This is a genomic window from Streptomyces sp. NPDC107562 (genome assembly GCF_055657325.1).
This window is the reverse complement of sequence record NZ_JBVKBE010000003.1, coordinates 805,057-823,872: the sequence shown is the minus strand read 5'-3', so window position 1 is coordinate 823,872 and position 18,816 is coordinate 805,057. Positions and strand designations below refer to the sequence as shown.

The window sequence follows — 18,816 nt, the reverse complement described above, 5'->3', positions numbered from 1 at the left end:
CCCCCACCGACCCTTCGAGGAACGTCATGACCGAGCAGCAGCTGCCCGAGTGGGCCGACCCCACCGTCCCGCCCGCCGACCTCGACCCGCAGGGCGTGTCCCGGCGCCAGCTCCTCGCCACCGCGGGCCTGTTCGGCACGACGTTCGCCCTGGGGAACGCCTCCCCCGCGGCCGCCGGCGGGCGCCCGCCGGGCGGCAGCGACCCGCGCCTGGCCTATCTCGTGGGCGATCACCACATCCACTCCGTCTACAGCCACGACGCGAAGTACACCTTCTCGCAGCTGGCCGAGGCGGGCGCCAGGTACGGCCTGGACTGGATGGTGTTCACCGAGCACTCCAACGTCGGGCACGCGGACCTCGGCGCCGCGCTGGAGCACGAGGAGATCCGCAGTGCCCGTGCGGAGAATCCGCGCCGGCTGATCTTCCAGGGCCTGGAGTGGTACATCCCGGCCGCCGAGCACTGCACGGTCATCACGGCGCCCGGCCCCCACGAGGTGGACCTGCTCACCCGCTTCGAGCGCGCCTTCGACGGCAAGCTGCTCGGGTGGACCGAGGGTGCGCCGGGCCACGCGGACACGGCGCGCAACGAGGCGCACGCGGTGCAGGCCATCCGATGGCTGGCCGAACAGCGCCGCACCGGGTACGTCGACGACGTGCTGGTGCTCGCCAACCACCCGATGCGGCTCGGCATCGACTCCCCGCACGAGATACGCGCGTGGCGGGACGCGGCGCCCGAGGTCATGATCGGCATGGAGGGCGCGCCCGGCGCCCAGGGTGCCGCGATCCCGGGCTGGCGCGGGGCGAACTCGATCCGCGGCGAGTACGAGAACAAGCCGTCCGCCCAGTCCTGGCCCGGCTACCCGGCCGACGCCTACCTCACCTACGGCGGCTTCGACTGGGCGACGGCCACGGTCGGCGGCCTGTGGGACGCCCTGCTCTCCGAGGGCAAGCTGTTCTCGGTCACCACCAATTCCGACGCCCACCGGATCGTCTTCGACACTTGGCGGAACGGCGACTGGCAGCCCGGCCAGACCTTCGACAACACCGGCCGGCTGCCCGACCCGGTGCACACCACCACCCCGCAGCCCGGCAGCGACTTCTGGCCCGGCCAGTTCAGCCGCACCCATGTCGGCGTCACCCGGTACGGCTACCGGGCGGTGATGGCGGGCCTGCGCGCCGGCCGGGTCTGGCTGGACCACGGCCATCTGCTGGACGGCCTGGAAGTGCGGCTGCGCCGGGACCGCGACCAGTCCCGGGGCGTGACGCTGGGCGGCCGGCTGCGGGTCCGCAAGGGCGAGCGGCTCACGCTGCACGTCACGGTGACCACCGCCTCCCGCCACAACCCCGCGGGCATCCTCCCCGGGTTGGCGCACGTCGACGTCATCCGGGGCGCGGTGCGCGGCCCGGCCGACGACCGGGACGGCTGGCGGGCGCCCGACACCCGGGTCGTGGACTCCCGCGCGGTGGACGGCCGCAAGGGCACGTACACCCTGCGCATCCCGCTCACCGCCGGGGACGAGTCGTTCTACGTCCGGCTCCGCGGCAGCGACGGCAGGCGGAACGGCGCCGGGTACCTCGGCGCGTCCGTCGACCCGCACGGCCCGATCACCCACACACCGGGCGACGGCGACCCCTGGGCGGACACGTGGTTCTACTCGAACCCCGTCTTCGTCGACGTGACCGGCGCCTGACCGGACGTCACCCACAAGCGGCACCCCAGTCGCGCCCGCCACACCGAGCGCGACACACCACGCCGAGACACCGGGACTGCGGGACTGACAGCAAGGCGGCAAAATACCGACGCGGCGAGACGCCACGGCCGAGATGCCGAGCATGTCCGCCTTCAGCACTTGAACTCCCCCGCCGCTCAACGACTTTCTCGGCTGCACCTCTTGACGGCCGCAGTGCCCGGGAGCACATTAACCGCGCACCCCTTGTCTGAGAGCGCTCTCAAACACCCCCCACGGGTGCTCTCGGACAGGGTTCGCGCGCATACCCACTCCCGTACCGAGAGGCACCCCATGAGTGAAACCTCCGGCACCCCCCGCAGACGCGGGCCCTACCGGCGGGCCCTGCTCGCCGTCCTGAGCACGCTGGGGCTCGCCGCGCTCGCGGCCACCACCGTGACGCCGAGCGCGACCGCCGCCGCCCCACCGCCCCCGTCGGGCTGGACGCAGGTCTTCGTCGACGACTTCGACGGGGCCGCCGGCTCCGGCGTCAACACCGCCCACTGGCAGTACGCGACCGGGAAGGGCTACCCGGGCGGCCCCGCCAACTGGGGCACCGGCGAGATCGAGACGATGACGTCCAGCACCAGCAACGTCGCCCTCGACGGCAGCGGCAACCTCCGCATCACCCCGCGCCGCGACTCCGCGGGCAACTGGACGTCGGGCCGCATCGAGACCAACCGCACCGACTTCCAGCCCCCGGCCGGCGGCGTCCTGCGCGTCGAGTCGCGCATCCAGATGCCCAACGTCACCGGCGCCGCCGCCCGCGGCTACTGGCCCGCCTTCTGGATGCTGGGCGCGCCCTTCCGTGGCAACTACTGGAACTGGCCCGGCGTCGGCGAACTGGACATCCTGGAGAACGTCCAGGGCCTCAACAACGTCTGGGCGACGATGCACTGCGGCACCTCACCCGGCGGCCCCTGCAACGAGACGACCGGCATCGGCGGTTCGACACCCTGTCCCGGCAGCACCTGCCAGTCCGGCTTCCACACGTACCGCATGGAGTGGGACCGCTCCGGCAGCGTCGAGGAGATCCGGTTCTACGTCGACAGCACGCACTTCCACACCGTGCGGGAGAACCAGGTCGACGCGACGACCTGGACGAACGCCACGGACCACGGCTTCTTCATCATCCTCAACGTGGCGATGGGCGGCGGCTTCGTGGACGCCTTCGGCGGCGGCCCGGACGCGGCCACGGTGCCGGGTCACCCGATGGTCGTCGACTACGTCCAGGTGCTGTCGTCCGGTGGGAGCGGTACCACGCCTCCGCCCACCGGTAACCGGGACGCCTACAGCGCCCTCCAGGCCGAGTCCCACGACGGGCAGTCCGGGACGATGACCGAGGGGACCTCCGACACGGGCGGCGGCCAGAACATCGGCGCGCTGGCGAACGGTGACTGGGCGCTGTACCGGGGCGTCGACTTCGGCTCCTCACCTGCCAGGCAGTTCAGCGCGCGGGTCGCGAGCGGCGCGGGGGCGGGCGTGAGCGGACTGGTCGAGGTGCGCCTGGACAGCCGCACCAGCGCCCCCGTCGGAAGCTTCGCGGTCGGCAACACCGGCGGCTGGCAGTCCTGGCGCACGATCCCCGCCAACATCTCGGCGGTGACGGGTACCCATGACGTCTACCTGACCTTCACGAGCGGCCAGTCGGCCGACTTCGTGAACGTCAACTGGTTCACCTTCGGCCGCTGACCGGCCGGCGGAGGGGCCGGGGCATGCGTGCTCCGGCCCCTCACCCCGCCTCAGGGGCAGTCGGGCAGCACCTCGTTGAGTCGTTTGAAGCCCTGTTCCCAGAGTCGCTCCAGTTCCGGGAAGTGTTCCTGGGCCAGCGTTCCCTCCGCGCCCGGCACCAGGGGAAGCCGGCTGAGGACGGCCTTGGTGACGATGTTGGTGGCGTCCCAGGTCCTGACCACCCCCAGACCGAAGTACTCGGACAGCTCGCCGTCGAACTGGGGGTAGATCTCCTCGAAGACGTTGGCCTCCTCGCCGGACTTGTGGCTGACGATGGTGAGACGCTCGTGCCGCACGAAGGCCTCCACCAGGTACTTGTGGGTGCGGCCACTGTCCGTCGGCACGTCGATCTCCACCGCCAGCGAGCCGACATGGGCACTCAGGTGGAACGGGTACTTCTCGTAGCGCCACACGTACTGGCCGCGCAGCTTTGTCAGGTAGTAGTGGTGCCACAGCTCCCTCGCCGGGGCCAGCCGCGCGTTGTCCGACCTCAACGTGCTGGTGAGCGACTCCTCCAGGACGTCCGTGATGTGCTGGAGGGTCTCACGGTCCGAAGCCCTGGCGACCATGATGCTGATCACGGCACCGACGATGCCACCGCCCACGGCCGTGAGCACACCGGAGATCTCCTGGTTGGCCAGCGAGATGCGCCCGTCGTCGCCCACCGCGGCGGCGGCGAAGGCGACACCGAATCCGGTCGTGACCACTCCCAGTGCCAGGATGAGCCAGCTTCTCGCCTGGCCGCCGGCCCAGCTGCCGCTCCGTCTCGCACCACCGTTCGTGGACATGGCCTCGTCTCCCCCGTGGCACCCCGGTCCCGCCGTCAGCCCATCTCGAAACTCATGAAGACGCGGTCGCGTCCGCGCCCGTAGTAGTTCTTCCGGTAGGCGCCCTCGCGGAAGCCGTATTTCAGATAGAGGCGCCGCGCGGGGTCGTTGTTGGGCCGCACCACGAGGTGCAGCCGACGCGCTCCAACGTCCTTGGCGTGCTGCACGGCGGCGTCCAGCAACGCCCGTCCACAGCCCTGGTTCCGGAAGGACGGAAGGACGCCGAGAGCCAGCAACCAGGCATGCTCCTCGCCCGACGCGCGCACGGCCAGGGAATACCCGCAGAGCACACCGTCCCGCTCCATCAACTGGAAATCACGGCGATGGGCGTCGAACAGTTGCCTGAGAAAGAAGTAAGGGTACCCCTCGTCTTCTCCGAATGCCTCGTGATCGAGCCGATAGAGGTCGGGAAGATCCACTTCTTCGGGTGGGCGGAACCGATCTTGCCCGCTGGTTGAGATACCTGAGGGCAAACGCCTGATCCTTCTCACGAGAGTCCCGTACAGATCCTCGTAAAGTAGCATCATTACACAGGAGTTGGTAGTACTCTCGACCTTCCAGGCCGGCTCGCTCCGGGGAGACGCATGGCAAAGAACGCTGCGTACGACTGGGATGCATTCGATTCGGAGGCCTACCTGGAGAAGAATTACGCCGACCTCCATGACGAGGACCGGCAGATCCTGAACGTCGTCCGCGACTTCCTGTGCAGCCAGTCCTTCGACCCGGAGACCCGCGGCGTCGATGTCGGCACCGGAACGAATCTGTACCCGGCGCTCGCCATGCTTCCCTTCTGCCGGCACATCAGCCTGCTGGAGTTCTCCACGGCGAACCGCACCTGGCTGCTGAACCAGTTGAGGCGGTACTCGACGAACTGGGACAGCTTCTGGCAGGTGTTGACCGAGAAAGAGGAGTACAGGGCGGTCGACCGGCCGCGCGAGCGGTTGGGCCGGAATGCAACCGTCCGGAAATGGGACATCCTTGATCCCGAACCCGAACTGAAGTGGGACCTGGGGACCATGTTCTTCGTCGCCGAGTCGATCACCACTTTCCGCAAGGAATTCACGGCTGCCATCGCGAAGTTCTGTGCCCTGCTCAAGCCGGGCGCACCGTTCGCCATGACGTTCATGGAGAACTCCAGTGGCTACGAAGTGGGTGGGCGCCCCTTTCCGGCCCTGAGGATCGACATGACCGACGTGCAGAACGAGTTGGCGGAGTTGGGGAACGAGCTGGAGTTCCATCGCGTCGAGGTCGGAGCCAAGCCCATCAGAGAGGGCTACAGCGGCATGATCCTCGTTCATGGTCATATCAAATAGCGCTGCCGGGAGGCCGTTCACGCATGATGATCCAGCCTCGCGGGAGGTTGCTCGACGTCTGGAGTTCGCTGCTGAGGTGCTCCCTCGACGATCACGGATGGAAGAACCCCGGCCGCGACGGCAGCAATGCGATCAGTGACGCGGAACAGTTGGTCTGTCTCCTGTACCCGGCGTTCAAGATCTCGGGGCTGGAGTTCTCCGCGCCTGACGCGACGGAGCCGGACGTCCAGGAAGCCCTCTCGCCGCTGGGCGACTGGACGGGGGCGCCCAGGGCCTTGGCCAGGATCGTCGAAGGCTATCTGGCCACCTACTCCACGGCGGACGGCGTCCCGGTGTTCCCGGCGGGCGACCGGCTGCGGGCGCAGGGCGAGGGGTCCGTGCCGTCGCTCGAACAGGCCGGCCTGGAGACCGTCGAGGCCTACTCGATGTCGGTCACCTTGTCGCTCTCCGGTCTCGCCTTCGTCCGGAGCTTCGCCAAGCACGTCCGTGGCCCGGAACTCGGCACGGCGCTGCGGGCGACCGAGGAGACGCTGAACCGGAGGCTGACGCGTGCCATGCACGGGCTCCTGGAGAGCTTCGCCGTCGACGTCTTCCGTGCGGACTCCGCCATGGGCGACACCCTGCTGCGGACACTCAACCAGAGCCGGGAGTCACCCGCCGTCCTCGCGGACCGGCTGCGCGCCGTACTGCGGCCGGTGCGGGCGGGCTTGCGTGGTCTGCCGCTCAGCGCTTCCAGCGCTCAGCTCCTCGCGGACGAGTCGCTGCTCTTCCAGTGCGGCTGGGCCTGGGGGCCGGTGCGGTCCGCCGAGGACGACCGTCCGCCGCGAGTGGCGGATCCGGTGCCGTCCCTGCACTTCACCGTGGTCGCGATGGACGGGATCGTGGACTTCTTCTCGCGGCAGACGCTGCTGCTGGGCCTGCTGGGCCCCGAACAGCAGGCGCTCGCCCACGCACTGCGTCTGCGCTGGGAACTGACGCAGAGTTACTGGACCGCTCTGGCCCGGTTCGGCGGCGCGCGTTGGCCGCTGGAGGACATGCCGTGGCGCACCGGGCGGACCGAGGAGTCCGAGTACGCCACGCTTCAGGTGGCATCCATCGTGGTGCACAACCTCATGCGTCAGCACGGCGTGGACGGCGTGGCACCTGTCGACGACCTGACACCGCTGGCAGACGTCCTGGAGGAGCTGGCGGCACGCGGCGGCATCACCCGGCGGCCGTCGGCGCGCGGGGGCGTGGTGGAGATCCACGAACCGGGCGAGTCGCTCCCTCTCCCAGGCAGCGAGCGCCATGGGCCGGCCCTGACCTGGCGGGTGTCGGACTACGCGCCGATGCTCCTCAAACGGATGCTCCAGGCCGCCGCGCTCACCCAGGATCTGCGACAGCGCGACCGGCTGCTGTCACTGGCCGGCGAGATCACGGACCATCTGTGGCGCAGGCGCCTGACCGGCGGGCGGGCGGCCGGGCTGTGGGACGCGCCGGGCGCCGTGTACGCGCTGTCCCGGCCGGCCCCGGCTGCCCCCTCGTGGCACCTGACGGAGCGGGTCGTGGAGGTCCTGGTCGTCGCGGCCACGACGGTCAGCTCCCCGCCCGCGCGCAGCGCGCAGCTCTTCGAGACCGCGGGCGAACTGCTGCGCGAGGCCGACCACTTGTTCGCCCAGGAGCTGATGAGCCGGCCCGTCGCCGGCAGCGCGGCCGAGACCGTGCTCATCCGTATCGAAGCCACCCTGCGACGCGCTCGCGACGTCGTCGACTCGCGTCCCGGTGTCGCGGTCGCACTCGCCGGCGAGGCGCTCCGGGAGCTCGACGGCCTCGCGCTCGCGAGGGCCAGGGCAGCGAGAGAGGGGTGACGAGATGATCGTCTTCGCGACGTCGGACAAGGGCGGCACGGGCCGCTCGGTCACCTGCGCCAACATCGCCTACCGGCGCGCCCTCGGCGGGGACGACGTCGCCTATGTCGACTTCGACTTCGGATCGCCCACGGCCGCGACCGTGTTCGAGCTGGGTTCGGCCGTGCACGGCGTCACCCACCGTGGCGTGCACTCCTGCCTGCTCGGCCGGACCACGGAACCGGCCCGGCTGGACGTCTGGCTGTCGTCCGAGAGCGACGCACTGCGCCGGACGCTGGCGAGCGCGGGAAGGCTGTGCCTCGTTCCGGGCGACCCCGGCGGCGGCGAGTTCCCGGCCGACGAGGCCGTCACGCGGCGCTGCGCGGCACTGCTGTTGGCCATGGAGCAGGAGTTCGACGTGACCATCGTCGATCTCAGTGCGGGTCGCTCGTACGCCATCGACATCGCGCTGCGTACCACCGCACGCCCGGAGTTCGAGAACGTCGTCACGCGATGGCTGGTCTTCCACCGCTGGACTCGCCAGCACCTCGAGGCGACGGCTGCCTTGGTCGGGCACGAGCGCGGGATCCTCGGCGTCGGCGTCCACTGGGGCCACGACGCCGACGAACTCGGCCGCAGGATCAGATACGTACGCGCCGCCGTACCAGGAACCGGCGCCTCGTCCGTGGCCGGGCTGAGGGCCGAGCAGGCGGAGTGGCTGAGGGAGGTGGACGCGGACCTCACCCGCCGTTCAGGCCGGCTCGGGCTGGGGCGTACCTCGACCCTGGGCACCGTGCCGCTCGATCCGGTGCTGCAGTGGAAGGAACAGATCATCACCGACGAGGACGTCCTGAAGCCTGCCATCGCCAACGCCGAAACCGTCACGGCGTTCCGTGACCTCGCCGACGCCCTCACGGACGACGAGCGGTGGGAGATCCTGTGACCGGGGGCGACACGGGTGCTCCCGACGCATCACGGGCGGGGGCGGACAGGGAGTGGGGCTACCGCGAGTGGTCGGCCGACCTGCGCACCCGGGCGGTGCCCTACTCCCATCTCTCCGTGGAGTTGGGGCACCTGTACATGGAGGACTTCGCGGAGGGGCCTGAGCGGCTACGCACTCACTTCGCCCATGTCGCGCCCTGGGCGGCCACGGCCCATGCGCTCGCCGGCCCGAAGCGGCGGGTCAGCACCTGCTTCCTCATCGACGACTACTTCACGCCGTTCGCCTCCCCGGCCGAAGTGGTTCCCATGGTGCTGAGGGCCGCGGACCAGGCCGGTCTGCGGATCGACTATCTCGCGCGTGAGTCGGCCTGTGCCGCGGTGCCCGGTGTGGAGACCGCCGCGCTCCTGCTCGCCCGGCTGGTCCCGGAACCTTCCGTGGGCAGCAATGGCGCCCGCCCGCCCGTCGAGGAGTCCGGCTGGCTGTGCAACGGCGAGCGCTCCCCGTCCGACCGCGCGCCCGAAGCCATGTCCGCTCCGGCCTGGCAGGCGCCGACCGAACTGGGCGCGCGCCGGCACTCCGTGTTCCTCGACGCACAGTTGTGGTCGCAGGACGCCTCAGGCGGGCGTCTGTGGTCGTGCCCCTTCCTGGCGGCCGTGTGGCAGATGCTGCGGCTGGGACTGCTACGGAACGAGGGGGAGGCCGTGTTGCCGGCACAGCCCTGGGACGAGAACGGCTTTCCGGACGACTGGCAGGAGTTGGCTCCGCTGGTCCGGCTCGACTCGCGGGCCGCGCCGTTCTGCGCGTACCGCACCTTCTCCGTGCTGGACAGCCGCTTCCTCCCCGTCGAGCACGCCGTGCGTGTGATCCTCGACCACACCGCGGCGGACCCCGCCGCCGTGCGTCAGGTGATCGAGCGCGCCGGGGCCGAGGGAATGGAGCTGCCCCCCGCGCTGACCGAGCGGGTGCTGTACGCCTTCACCGCGAGCGGCACCCTGGGCGGCGGAGCATGAGCGGCGCGTCCCCGACGTCCGGCGAACCTCTGGTCGTGATCGGCGAGGTTCGCACCGCACTGCTCATGAACTTGCGGCCGCTGCCGCCTCAAGCTGTGGTGACGCTGCTGGATTTCGTACCGGGTGAGCGGGTCATGGCGCGTGAGCGGCCGGTCCGGCGTGCGGTCTCCGCCGACGTCGTCCACGGCGTGGACTGTCCGCTCACGGCCGGCTCCGGAGCGAGGGTGCGCGGAATCGGGACGCTGCTGACGCGGGCCGGCGTGCTCGACGGCCGAGTGGTCCAGGGTTCGACACGTGCCGTACTGGCGACCGGGGGCGAGCGGCGGCTGCCCTGGGGCCACTATCTGGAGCGTCCGGGCGTCGTCGAGCTGAGCGGCCGAGGTGCTCCGGCCGATGTCGCGCACCGCTTCCTGACCGGACGCGATCCCGCCGACCTGGACCCGGGGGCGGTGAGCGAGGCCCTGCTCGGGCGGATCAGATCGGCGCCGTCGCTCGATCGGCGGACTCCCTTGCGGGCCCGGCGCACCAGGCTGCGCTGGGCCTCGGTACTGGCGGGCGACGGCTTCCGCGGTGAGTTCTCGCTCGTCGACCAGGAACTTCGAACCCTGCGCCTGGGCTTCGCCGCGACGACCGCGGCGACGCCCGGGCAACTGGCGACCCTGTGTGAGGACATCGCCCTGCACGACTGGCTGCTGTCCACCGTGACCCCCGTGGTGGACCGTGCCTGCTCCGGTCACGACTCCGTCCGAGCCACGGGTGAACTGCGCACCGTGGTGGATCAGCTGCTGCACCTGTGGCTTCCGAACGTCGGCGGCCCGTCCCGGCTGGACGCGGTCTGGGCACACCTGGAGGCGCACCCCGGATTCAGCCGCCAGTGGGGAACCTGCGTCCAGCGGGTCCGGGACCATCTGGCGCTGCGCGCCCTGGATCTGCGGGCCGGAGCCGCCGGGGGCCTTTGACACCGAGGTACCGCCGGCTCCGGCCCTAGCGCAGTTCCGCGCGGAACGCCGCTGGTGTCGTGTCCGTGTGCTGGTGGAAGAACTTGGAGAAGTTCGCCGCGTCCGGGAAGCCGACCGCGGCGCCGACGCGGCCGATGGGCAGGTCGGTGTGGGCGAGGAGGCGCTTGGCCTCCAGGACGACGCGCTTGTCGATGAACGCCTTGGGAGTGTCGCCGGTGGCGGCGCGGACCGTGCGGACGAGGGTGCGCCGGGAGTAGCCGAGGGCGTCGGCGTAGGCACTGACGCTGTGGTTGGTGGCGAAGTCCCGCTCGACCGCCTCGCGGAACAGCGTGAAGGTGGTGCCCGCCTGCTGCTCCGCCGCCGTCGCCGCACTGGCGGCCAGGTGGGACAGGCGGAGCAGGAACGCGCTGAGGGAGTGCCGCAGCACCGCGGTGTGCAGGCTCAGGGGGAGCGTCGCCGCGTCCTCGTACTCGCGTCGCAGATGGGCCAGGGAGGCGCGCAGGGCGGAGTGCTGGGTGGCGTCGGGGTGCAGGAGGGGCGGGAGGTCGTAGCGGTACAGGCCGGTGGCCTCGACCGTGGCCCTCGGGAGGAAGCCGGGCTGCATGGTCAGGACCGTTCCGCGGTACTCGCTCGGGGCCGTGAAGCGGTGCACCTGCCCCGGGCGGATCCACAGCACGTCGCCGGCCTTCGCCTCGTACTCGGTGAAGTCGACCATGTGCCGTACGGGTCCGCCGAAGACCATGACGATATGGAAGTCGATGCGGTGAATGCGGTCCACCGGAGCGTCCGCGTGCCAGTCGCTGTCGGGATCCATGACGCCGACCTGCATGCCGACGCCGCAGACGCTCTGCTCGACCGGGAAGGCGAACGTCCGGATGCCGTCCCCCCTGCTACCACCTTGGATGGATCTGTCCGCCATGTCCTTCTCGCACCGTCTCGACGCCCGCAGGCGTGTCCCACTTTCACCACAGGCTGGCACACCCCCACCTTCCCGCCAAAAAGTCAGACTTTTAAGGTCGAACGCGTCCGACCAGCCAGAACGCTGGTTTCGATGACCTTTTGAAGAGGACTGCCTACAGATGAGCACGCAGACACCCGACGGGCCCGGCGACTTCGAGTGGACCGATCTCGACCGGCGTGCCGTCGACACCGCCCGCCTGCTGGCGGCCGATGCCGTACAGCAGGTCGGGAACGGCCACCCCGGCACCGCGATGAGCCTCGCCCCGGCGGCGTACACGATCTTTCAGAAGGTGATGCGGCACGACCCGGCGGACCCCGAGTGGACCGGCCGTGACCGCTTCGTCCTGTCCCCCGGCCACACCTCGCTCACCCTCTACACCCAGCTCTTCCTCGCCGGGTACGAACTGAGCCTGGACGATCTGAAGGCCTTCCGCACGCACGGCTCGAAGACCCCGGGTCACCCGGAGTACGGCCACACCGCGGGCGTCGAGACCACCACCGGGCCGCTCGGGCAGGGCGCCGCCAACGCCGTCGGCATGGCGATGGCCGCCCGCTACGAGCGCGGCCTGTTCGACCCGGACGCCGCCGAGGGCACCTCGCCCTTCGACCACACCGTCTGGGCGATCGTGTCCGACGGCGACCTGGAGGAGGGCGTCTCCGCCGAGGCATCGTCCCTGGCGGGCCATCAGAAGCTCGGCAACCTCGTCTTCCTCTACGACGACAACCACATCTCCATCGAGGGCGACACCGCGACCGCGTTCTCCGAGGACGTGCTGAAGCGCTACGAGGCCTACGGCTGGCACACCCAGCGCGTGGAGCCCGCCGAGAACGGCGACATCGACGTGCAGGCGCTGTACGCGGCGCTGCGCGCGGCCCAGGCCGAGACGGACCGCCCCTCCATCGTCGCGATGCGCACGATCATCGCCTGGCCGGCCCCGAACGCGCAGAACACCGAGGCCTCGCACGGCTCGGCCCTGGGCGCGGACGAGATCGCGGCGACCAAGCGGGTGCTCGGCTTCGACGCCGACAGGACCTTCGAGGTGGCCGACGAGGTGCTCGCCCACAGCCGCCGTGCCCTCGACCGGGGAGCACAGGCGCACGCCGCCTGGGACCGGCGGATAGCGCGGTGGCGGGAGGCCGAGCCGGAGCGGGCAGCCGAGTTCGACCGTGTCAGCCGGGGCGAGCTGCCCGTGGGCTGGGAGCAGAAGCTGCCGGTCTTCGAGGCCGGCCGGTCGGTCGCCACGCGCGCCGCCTCCGGCGCGGTGCTGCAGGCGCTCGGCCCGGTGATCCCCGAGCTGTGGGGCGGCTCCGCCGACCTGGCCGGCTCGAACAACACGACCCTCGACAAAACGTCGTCCTTCCTGCCGAAGGGCAATCCGCTGCCGGAGGCCGACCCGTACGGCCGTACGATCCACTTCGGCATCCGCGAGTTCTCGATGGCCGCGGCGATGAACGGCATCGCCCTGCACGGCAACACCCGCGTCTACGGCGGCACCTTCCTGGTCTTCTCGGACTACATGCGCAACGCCGTGCGCATGTCGGCGCTGATGCAGCTGCCGGTGACCTACGTGTGGACGCACGACTCGATCGGCCTCGGCGAGGACGGGCCGACGCACCAGCCCGTCGAGCACCTGGCCGCCCTGCGGGCCATCCCGGGGCTGAACGTCGTCCGTCCGGCCGACGCCAACGAGACCGCCGTCGCCTGGGCCGAGATCCTGCGCCGGCACACCACGAACCCGGCCCCGCACGGCCTCGCCCTCACCCGGCAGGGCGTACCGACCTACGAGCGGAACGAGGACGCGGCGCGCGGTGGTTACGTGCTCTTCGAGGCCGAGGGCGGCACGCCCCAGGTCGTCCTCCTCGCCACCGGCTCCGAGGTGCGCCTCGCCGTCGAGGCCCGCGAGCGGCTCCAGGAGGCCGGTGTGCCGACCCGGGTGGTGTCGATGCCGTCCGTGGAGTGGTTCGAGGAGCAGCCGCGCGAGTACCGCGAGCGGGTGCTCCCGCCGTCCGTGAAGGCGCGTGTCGCTGTCGAGGCGGGCGTGGGCCTGACGTGGTACCGCTTCGTAGGTGACGCAGGACGCATCGTCTCCCTCGAACACTTCGGCGCCTCGGCCGACGCCACCACCCTGTTCGCCGAGTTCGGCTTCACCGCCGAGAACGTCGTCGCAGCGGCCAAGGAATCGCTCGCTGCCGCGCGTGGTTGATCCGATCGCAAGAAAGAAGATGATCACTGTGACCGAAGCATCCGCCACCGCGGGAGCACTCAAGCGGCTGTCCGACGAGGGCGTGTCGATCTGGCTGGACGACCTCTCGCGCAGCCGGATCACCTCCGGCAACCTCGCCGAGCTCGTCGCGACCAGGCACGTCGTCGGCGTCACGACCAACCCGTCCATCTTCCAGGCCGCCATCGGCTCGGGCGAGGGCTACGAGGAGCAGCTCGCCGACCTCGCGGTGCGGGGCGTCACGGTCGACGAGGCCGTGCGCATGATGACCACCGCCGACGTCCGGGCCGCCGCGGACGTCCTGCGCCCGGTGTACGAGGCCTCCGGGGGCCGCGACGGCCGGGTCTCCATCGAGGTCGACCCGCGCCTCGCGCACGACACCCGCGCCACCGTCGCCGAGGCCCGGCAGCTCGCCTGGCTGGTCGACCGGCCCAACGTCATGATCAAGATCCCGGCGACGAAGGCGGGCCTGCCGGCCATCACCGAGGTGATCGGTGCGGGCATCAGCGTCAACGTCACGCTGATCTTCTCGCTGGAGCGCTACCGCGAGGTCATGGACGCCTACCAGGCGGGCCTGGAGAACGCGCGGGCGGCGGGGATCGACCTGGCCGGCATCCACTCCGTCGCGTCCTTCTTCGTCTCCCGCGTCGACAGCGAGATCGACAAGCGGCTGACGGTACTGGGCACGAAGGAGGCGCTGGCGCTGAAGGGCCGGGCGGCGCTGGCCAACGCGCGGCTCGCCTACGCGGCGTACGAGGAGGTCTTCTCGGCCGGCCGGTGGACCGTGCTGGCCGGGTCGCGGGCGAACAAGCAGCGCCCCCTGTGGGCCTCGACCGGTGTGAAGGACCCGGCGTACAAGGACACCCTGTATGTGGAGGACCTGGTCGCTCCCGGCACGGTCAACACCATGCCGGAGGCCACGCTGGAGGCCACCGCCGACCACGGCCGCATCCACGGCGACACCGTGAGCGGCGGCTACGCGCAGGCACGGGCCGACCTGGCCGCCGTGGAGCGGCTGGGGATCTCCTACGACGAGGTGGTGCGGCAGCTGGAGGACGAGGGGGTCGCCAAGTTCGAGGCGGCCTGGCAGGAGCTGCTGGACGCCGTGACGAAGTCATTGACGGGCAAGGGAGTTGACGGGGAATGAGCACCGAACCGACCACAGGGGAGCAGGTCGCCGAGGCGGCGGCCGGGCCGGCCGGGTCCTCCCCCGACTGGAGCAATCCGCTGCGCGACGCCCGGGATCGTCGCCTGCCCCGGATCGCCGGGCCGTCGGGGCTGGTGATCTTCGGCGTCACCGGTGACCTCTCGCGCAAGAAGCTGATGCCGGCCGTCTACGACCTGGCCAACCGGGGCATGCTGCCGCCGGGCTTCTCGCTCGTCGGGTTCGCCCGCCGGGACTGGGCGGACCAGGACTTCGCCGAGGTCGTGCACGACGCGGTGCGCGAGTACGCGCGGACGCCGTTCCGCGAGGAGGTCTGGCAGCAGCTCGCCGAGGGCATGCGGTTCGTCCCCGGGGACTTCGACGACGACGCCGCCTTCAAGCAGCTGCGCTCGGCCGTCGACGAGCTGGACGCCTCCCGGGGCACCAGCGGCAACTACGCCTTCTACCTCTCCGTGCCGCCCAAGTTCTTCCCGAAGGTCGTCCGGCAGCTGAAGAAGCACGGGCTGGCCGACGCGCCGCAGGGCTCCTGGCGGCGGGCCGTGATCGAGAAGCCGTTCGGCCACGACCTGCGCTCGGCGCAGGAGCTCAACACGATCGTGCACGACGTGTTCGACCCGGAGCAGGTGTTCCGGATCGACCACTACCTGGGCAAGGAGACCGTCCAGAACATCCTGGCGCTGCGCTTCGCCAACCAGATGTTCGAGCCGATCTGGAACCGGTCCTTCGTGGACCATGTGCAGATCACGATGGCCGAGGACATCGGCATCGGCGGCCGCGCCGGCTACTACGACGGCATCGGCTCGGCGCGGGACGTCATCCAGAACCACCTCCTTCAGCTGATGGCCCTCACCGCGATGGAGGAACCCGCCTCCTTCGACGCCTCCTCGCTGCTGATGGAGAAGCTCAAGGTGCTCAAGGCGGTGAAGCTGCCCGAGGACCTCGGCCTGCACACGGTGCGCGCGCAGTACACGGGGGCCTGGCAGGGCGGCGAGAAGGTGCTCGGCTATCTGGAGGAGGACGGCATCGACGCGGCGTCCACCACGGACACCTTCGCCGCGATCAAGCTGAACGTGGACAACCGCCGCTGGGCGGGCGTCCCCTTCTACCTGCGCACCGGCAAGCGCCTCGGCCGGCGGGTCACGGAGATCGCGGTGGTCTTCCAGCGGGCCCCGCACTCCCCCTTCGACTCCACGGCCACCGAGGAGCTCGGCAAGAACGCGATCGTGATCCGCGTGCAGCCGGACGAGGGCATGACGGTCCGGTTCGGCTCGAAGGTGCCCGGCACGTCGATGGAGATCCGGGACGTGACGATGGACTTCGCCTACGGCGAGTCCTTCACGGAGTCGAGCCCCGAGGCGTACGAGCGGCTCATCCTCGACGTCCTCCTGGGTGACGCCAATTTGTTCCCCCGTCACCAGGAAGTGGAAGAGTCCTGGAAGATCCTCGACCCCATCGAGGGGTACTGGGCCGCGAACGACAGGCCCGCGCAGTACGTCGCGGGTAGCTGGGGTCCCGCGGAAGCCGACGAGATGCTCGCACGAGACGGACGGAGCTGGCGCAGGCCATGAAGATCGACCTGACCGACACCACGGCAAGCAAGATCAACAAGGCGTTGGTGCAGGGCCGCCGCGCCATCGGCACCCCGGCCGTGGGCATGGTCCTGACGATGGTCATCGTCACGGACGAGGAGAACGCCTACGACTCGATCAAGGCGGCCGAGGAGGCCTCCCACGAGCACCCGTCGCGCACCCTGGTCGTGATCAAGCGGCACGCCCGCTCCCCGCGCGACCGCACGCAGTCCCGGCTGGACGCCGAGGTGCGCGTCGGCTCCGAGGCCGGGACCGGCGAGACGGTGGTGCTGCGCACCTACGGCGAGGTGTCCGACCACGCCGACTCCGTGGTGCTGCCGCTGCTGCTGCCCGACGCGCCGGTCGTCGTGTGGTGGCCGGTGGACGCGCCCGAGGTGCCCGCCAAGGACCCGCTCGGGGCGCTCGCCCAGCGCCGGATCACCGACATGTACGCCGTCGAGGCGCCCCTGGCCGCGCTCGACGCCCGCGCCCGGTCGTACGCGCCCGGCGACACCGACCTGGCCTGGACCCGCCTGACCCCCTGGCGCTCGATGCTGGCGGCGGCCCTGGACCAGGCCCGGCTGCCGATCACCTCGGCGGCCGTGGAGAGCGAGGCCGACAACCCGAGCGCCGAGCTGCTGGCCCGCTGGCTGGAGGCGCGGCTGCACGTCACGGTCGACCGGGTGCAGACCGCGGGCCCGGTCGTGACCGGGGTGCGGCTGGGCACGGAGAGCGGCGAGATCCTCATCGACCGGCCCGAGGGCCCGCTGGCCACGCTGTCCCTGCCGGGCCAGCCGCCGCGCACCCTCGCGCTGAAGGTGCGCGCCACCTCCGAACTGATCGCCGAGGAGCTGCGGCGCCTCGACGCGGACGAGATGTACGCCGTGGCCCTGCGGGGCGAGGGCACCAAGGAGACGCCTGCTCATGTCTGACACCCCGTTGCTGACGCGGCGGCCCGAATGGACCGCTCTGGAGGACCATCGCGCCGCATGGAAGGCGCATCTGCGGGAGCTGTTCGCGGCCGATCCCGAGCGTGCGCGGCGGTACGTCGTCACCGTCGGCGATCTGCGTATCGACTACTCCAAGCACCTCGTCACCGACGAGACCCTGGCCCTGCTCCAGGAGCTGGCGGTGGCCACGGACGTCTTCGGGCTGCGGGACGCGATGTTCCGGGGCGAGAGGATCAACCCCACCGAGAACCGTGCGGTGTTGCACACCGCGCTGCGCGCGCCGCGGGACGCGGTGGTCGAGGTCGCCGGCGAGAACGTCGTGCCCGGCGTGCACGCCGTGCTGGACAGGATGGCCGACTTCGCCGGGCGGGTCCGCTCGGGTGAGTGGACCGGGCACACCGGCCGGCGGATCCGCAACGTGGTCAACATCGGCATCGGCGGCTCCGACCTCGGTCCGGCGATGGCCTACGAGGTGCTGCGGGCCTTCACCGACCGTGAGCTGACGGTGCGCTTCGTGTCCAACGTGGACGGCGCGGACCTGCACGAGGCGACGCGGGACCTGGATGCGGCCGAGACGCTGTTCATCGTCGCGTCCAAGACCTTCACCACGATCGAGACGATCACCAACGCGACGTCGGCGCGTTCGTGGCTGCTGGCGGAGCTGGGTGACGAGCGGGCGGTGGCCCGGCATTTCGTGGCGCTGTCGACCAACGCGGAGAAGGTCGCGGAGTTCGGTATCGACACGGCCAACATGTTCGAGTTCTGGGACTGGGTCGGTGGCCGGTACTCCTTCGACTCGGCGATCGGGCTGTCGCTGATGATCGCCATCGGCCCGGACCGCTTCCGGGAGATGCTCGACGGTTTCCACCTGGTCGACGAGCACTTCCGCACCGCCCCGGCCGAGGCCAACGCGCCGTTGCTGATGGGTCTGCTGGGCATCTGGTACGGCAACTTCCACGACGCCCAGTCGCACGCGGTACTGCCCTACAGCCACTACCTGTCGAAGTTCACCGCGTATCTCCAGCAGCTCGACATGGAGTCCAACGGCAAGTCCGTGGACCGTGAGGGCCGGGCGGTGGAGTGGCAGACGGGTCCGGTGGTGTGGGGCACGCCCGGCACCAACGGGCAGCACGCCTACTACCAGCTGATCCACCAGGGCACGAAGCTGATCCCGGCGGACTTCATCGGCTTCGCCCGGCCGGTCGCGGAGCTCAGCGACGAGCTGAAGGCCCAGCACGACCTGCTGATGGCCAACATGCTCGCGCAGGGGCAGGCACTGGCCTTCGGCAAGACGCCGGAGGAGGTGCGCGCGGAGGGCGTCGCGGAGGAACTGGTCGCGCACAAGACCTTCCACGGCAACCACCCGACGACCACCGTCCTGGCCCGTGAGCTGACCCCGTCGGTGCTCGGCCAGCTCATCGCGCTCTACGAGCACAAGGTGTTCGTGCAGGGCGCCGTGTGGAACATCGACTCCTTCGACCAGTGGGGCGTCGAGCTCGGCAAGGTCCTCGCCAAGCGCGTCGAACCCGCCCTGACCGAGGGCGCACAGGTGCCCGGTCTCGACCCGTCCACGGCCGCGCTCGTGGCCGCCTACCGCGAATTCAGGAAGTGAGCT

At 70.6% G+C, this 18,816-nt stretch carries 15 protein-coding genes; 12 read left to right on the top strand and 3 right to left on the bottom strand.

Annotated elements, in window-relative coordinates; translation table 11 throughout:
* Positions 1-26 precede the first annotated feature (26 nt).
* Both ACZ7LV_RS13860 and ACZ7LV_RS13855 read left to right on the top strand, forming a co-directional pair.
* Positions 27-1,691, top strand: coding sequence for a PHP domain-containing protein (locus ACZ7LV_RS13860; protein WP_471939007.1), 1,665 nt, complete (start codon positions 27-29; stop codon positions 1,689-1,691).
* Between the two features lie 330 nt (positions 1,692-2,021).
* A complete protein-coding gene (locus ACZ7LV_RS13855) occupies positions 2,022-3,419 on the top strand; it encodes a glycoside hydrolase family 16 protein (protein ID WP_471939005.1) in 1,398 nt (465 codons plus the stop codon).
* A 50-nt stretch (positions 3,420-3,469) separates the two neighbouring features.
* Here the strand turns inward: ACZ7LV_RS13855 and ACZ7LV_RS13850 are convergent, their stop codons facing one another.
* Together ACZ7LV_RS13850 and ACZ7LV_RS13845 are read right to left on the bottom strand one after the other, a co-directional pair.
* A complete protein-coding gene (locus ACZ7LV_RS13850; protein ID WP_471939003.1) occupies positions 3,470-4,246 on the bottom strand; it encodes a hypothetical protein in 777 nt (258 codons plus the stop codon).
* A 35-nt stretch (positions 4,247-4,281) separates the two neighbouring features.
* A complete protein-coding gene (locus ACZ7LV_RS13845) occupies positions 4,282-4,758 on the bottom strand; it encodes a GNAT family N-acetyltransferase (protein ID WP_471939001.1) in 477 nt (158 codons plus the stop codon).
* Positions 4,759-4,869: 111 nt separating this feature from the next.
* On the opposite strand from ACZ7LV_RS13845, the gene ACZ7LV_RS13840 reads away from it, so the two are divergent.
* From ACZ7LV_RS13840 to ACZ7LV_RS13820, 5 genes are read left to right on the top strand one after another with little or no spacing between them, the layout of a single operon-like run.
* Positions 4,870-5,598 (top strand): SCO2525 family SAM-dependent methyltransferase, encoded by a 729-nt coding sequence (locus tag ACZ7LV_RS13840; protein WP_401666133.1) that lies wholly within the window; start codon positions 4,870-4,872, stop codon positions 5,596-5,598.
* 23 nt (positions 5,599-5,621) lie between these two features.
* On the top strand, positions 5,622-7,445 hold the full coding sequence (locus ACZ7LV_RS13835) for an SCO2524 family protein (RefSeq protein ID WP_471938997.1): 1,824 nt from the start codon (positions 5,622-5,624) through the stop codon (positions 7,443-7,445).
* 4 nt (positions 7,446-7,449) lie between these two features.
* Positions 7,450-8,367: an SCO2523 family variant P-loop protein gene (locus tag ACZ7LV_RS13830; protein ID WP_471938995.1), complete on the top strand. Its 918-nt coding sequence runs from the start codon at positions 7,450-7,452 to the stop codon at positions 8,365-8,367.
* The gene (locus ACZ7LV_RS13825; RefSeq protein WP_471938993.1) at positions 8,364-9,377 is read left to right on the top strand and encodes an SCO2522 family protein; all 1,014 of its coding nucleotides are present in this window, start codon (positions 8,364-8,366) and stop codon (positions 9,375-9,377) included. Before ACZ7LV_RS13830 ends, ACZ7LV_RS13825 begins: the two co-directional genes overlap by 4 nt.
* Positions 9,374-10,336 (top strand): SCO2521 family protein, encoded by a 963-nt coding sequence (locus tag ACZ7LV_RS13820; RefSeq protein ID WP_471938991.1) that lies wholly within the window; start codon positions 9,374-9,376, stop codon positions 10,334-10,336. Before ACZ7LV_RS13825 ends, ACZ7LV_RS13820 begins: the two co-directional genes overlap by 4 nt.
* Before the next feature lie 25 nt (positions 10,337-10,361).
* Here ACZ7LV_RS13820 and ACZ7LV_RS13815 read toward each other — a convergent pair whose 3' ends face one another.
* Positions 10,362-11,255 (bottom strand): helix-turn-helix domain-containing protein, encoded by an 894-nt coding sequence (locus ACZ7LV_RS13815; protein WP_471938989.1) that lies wholly within the window; start codon positions 11,253-11,255, stop codon positions 10,362-10,364.
* 160 nt (positions 11,256-11,415) lie between these two features.
* Between ACZ7LV_RS13815 and tkt the strand changes: the two genes are divergently transcribed.
* The 5 genes from tkt to pgi are packed head-to-tail and all read left to right on the top strand — an operon-like array spanning position 11,416 to position 18,813.
* Positions 11,416-13,500, top strand: a complete 2,085-nt coding sequence (gene tkt, locus ACZ7LV_RS13810; protein ID WP_471938987.1) for a transketolase — start codon at positions 11,416-11,418, stop codon at positions 13,498-13,500.
* 19 nt (positions 13,501-13,519) lie between these two features.
* Positions 13,520-14,665 (top strand): transaldolase, encoded by a 1,146-nt coding sequence (gene tal, locus ACZ7LV_RS13805; protein WP_471938985.1) that lies wholly within the window; start codon positions 13,520-13,522, stop codon positions 14,663-14,665.
* Positions 14,662-16,251, top strand: coding sequence for a glucose-6-phosphate dehydrogenase (zwf, locus tag ACZ7LV_RS13800; protein ID WP_471938983.1), 1,590 nt, complete (start codon positions 14,662-14,664; stop codon positions 16,249-16,251). Before tal ends, zwf begins: the two co-directional genes overlap by 4 nt.
* A complete protein-coding gene (gene opcA / locus ACZ7LV_RS13795; RefSeq protein WP_401666112.1) occupies positions 16,248-17,183 on the top strand; it encodes a glucose-6-phosphate dehydrogenase assembly protein OpcA in 936 nt (311 codons plus the stop codon). The genes zwf and opcA overlap by 4 nt, the downstream gene beginning before the upstream one ends.
* Complete coding sequence (gene pgi / locus ACZ7LV_RS13790; protein WP_471938980.1) at positions 17,176-18,813, top strand: glucose-6-phosphate isomerase; 1,638 nt, start codon at positions 17,176-17,178, stop codon at positions 18,811-18,813. Before opcA ends, pgi begins: the two co-directional genes overlap by 8 nt.
* The last annotated feature ends 3 nt before the right edge of the window (positions 18,814-18,816 follow it).

Excerpts from the sequence above, each read along its gene's own strand:
- zwf (WP_471938983.1), top strand. The coding sequence starts at position 14,662 with ATGAGCACCGAACCGACCACAGGGGAGCAGGTCGCCGAGGCGGCGGCC.
- ACZ7LV_RS13860 (WP_471939007.1), top strand. The coding sequence starts at position 27 with ATGACCGAGCAGCAGCTGCCCGAGTGGGCCGACCCCACCGTCCCGCCC.
- tkt (WP_471938987.1), top strand. The coding sequence starts at position 11,416 with ATGAGCACGCAGACACCCGACGGGCCCGGCGACTTCGAGTGGACCGAT.
- ACZ7LV_RS13835 (WP_471938997.1), top strand. The coding sequence starts at position 5,622 with ATGATGATCCAGCCTCGCGGGAGGTTGCTCGACGTCTGGAGTTCGCTG.
- pgi (WP_471938980.1), top strand. The coding sequence starts at position 17,176 with ATGTCTGACACCCCGTTGCTGACGCGGCGGCCCGAATGGACCGCTCTG.
- opcA (WP_401666112.1), top strand. The coding sequence starts at position 16,248 with ATGAAGATCGACCTGACCGACACCACGGCAAGCAAGATCAACAAGGCG.
- tal (WP_471938985.1), top strand. The coding sequence starts at position 13,520 with ATGATCACTGTGACCGAAGCATCCGCCACCGCGGGAGCACTCAAGCGG.
- ACZ7LV_RS13815 (WP_471938989.1), bottom strand. The coding sequence starts at position 11,255 with ATGGCGGACAGATCCATCCAAGGTGGTAGCAGGGGGGACGGCATCCGG.
- ACZ7LV_RS13850 (WP_471939003.1), bottom strand. The coding sequence starts at position 4,246 with ATGTCCACGAACGGTGGTGCGAGACGGAGCGGCAGCTGGGCCGGCGGC.
- ACZ7LV_RS13855 (WP_471939005.1), top strand. The coding sequence starts at position 2,022 with ATGAGTGAAACCTCCGGCACCCCCCGCAGACGCGGGCCCTACCGGCGG.
- ACZ7LV_RS13840 (WP_401666133.1), top strand. The coding sequence starts at position 4,870 with ATGGCAAAGAACGCTGCGTACGACTGGGATGCATTCGATTCGGAGGCC.
- ACZ7LV_RS13830 (WP_471938995.1), top strand. The coding sequence starts at position 7,450 with ATGATCGTCTTCGCGACGTCGGACAAGGGCGGCACGGGCCGCTCGGTC.
- ACZ7LV_RS13820 (WP_471938991.1), top strand. The coding sequence starts at position 9,374 with ATGAGCGGCGCGTCCCCGACGTCCGGCGAACCTCTGGTCGTGATCGGC.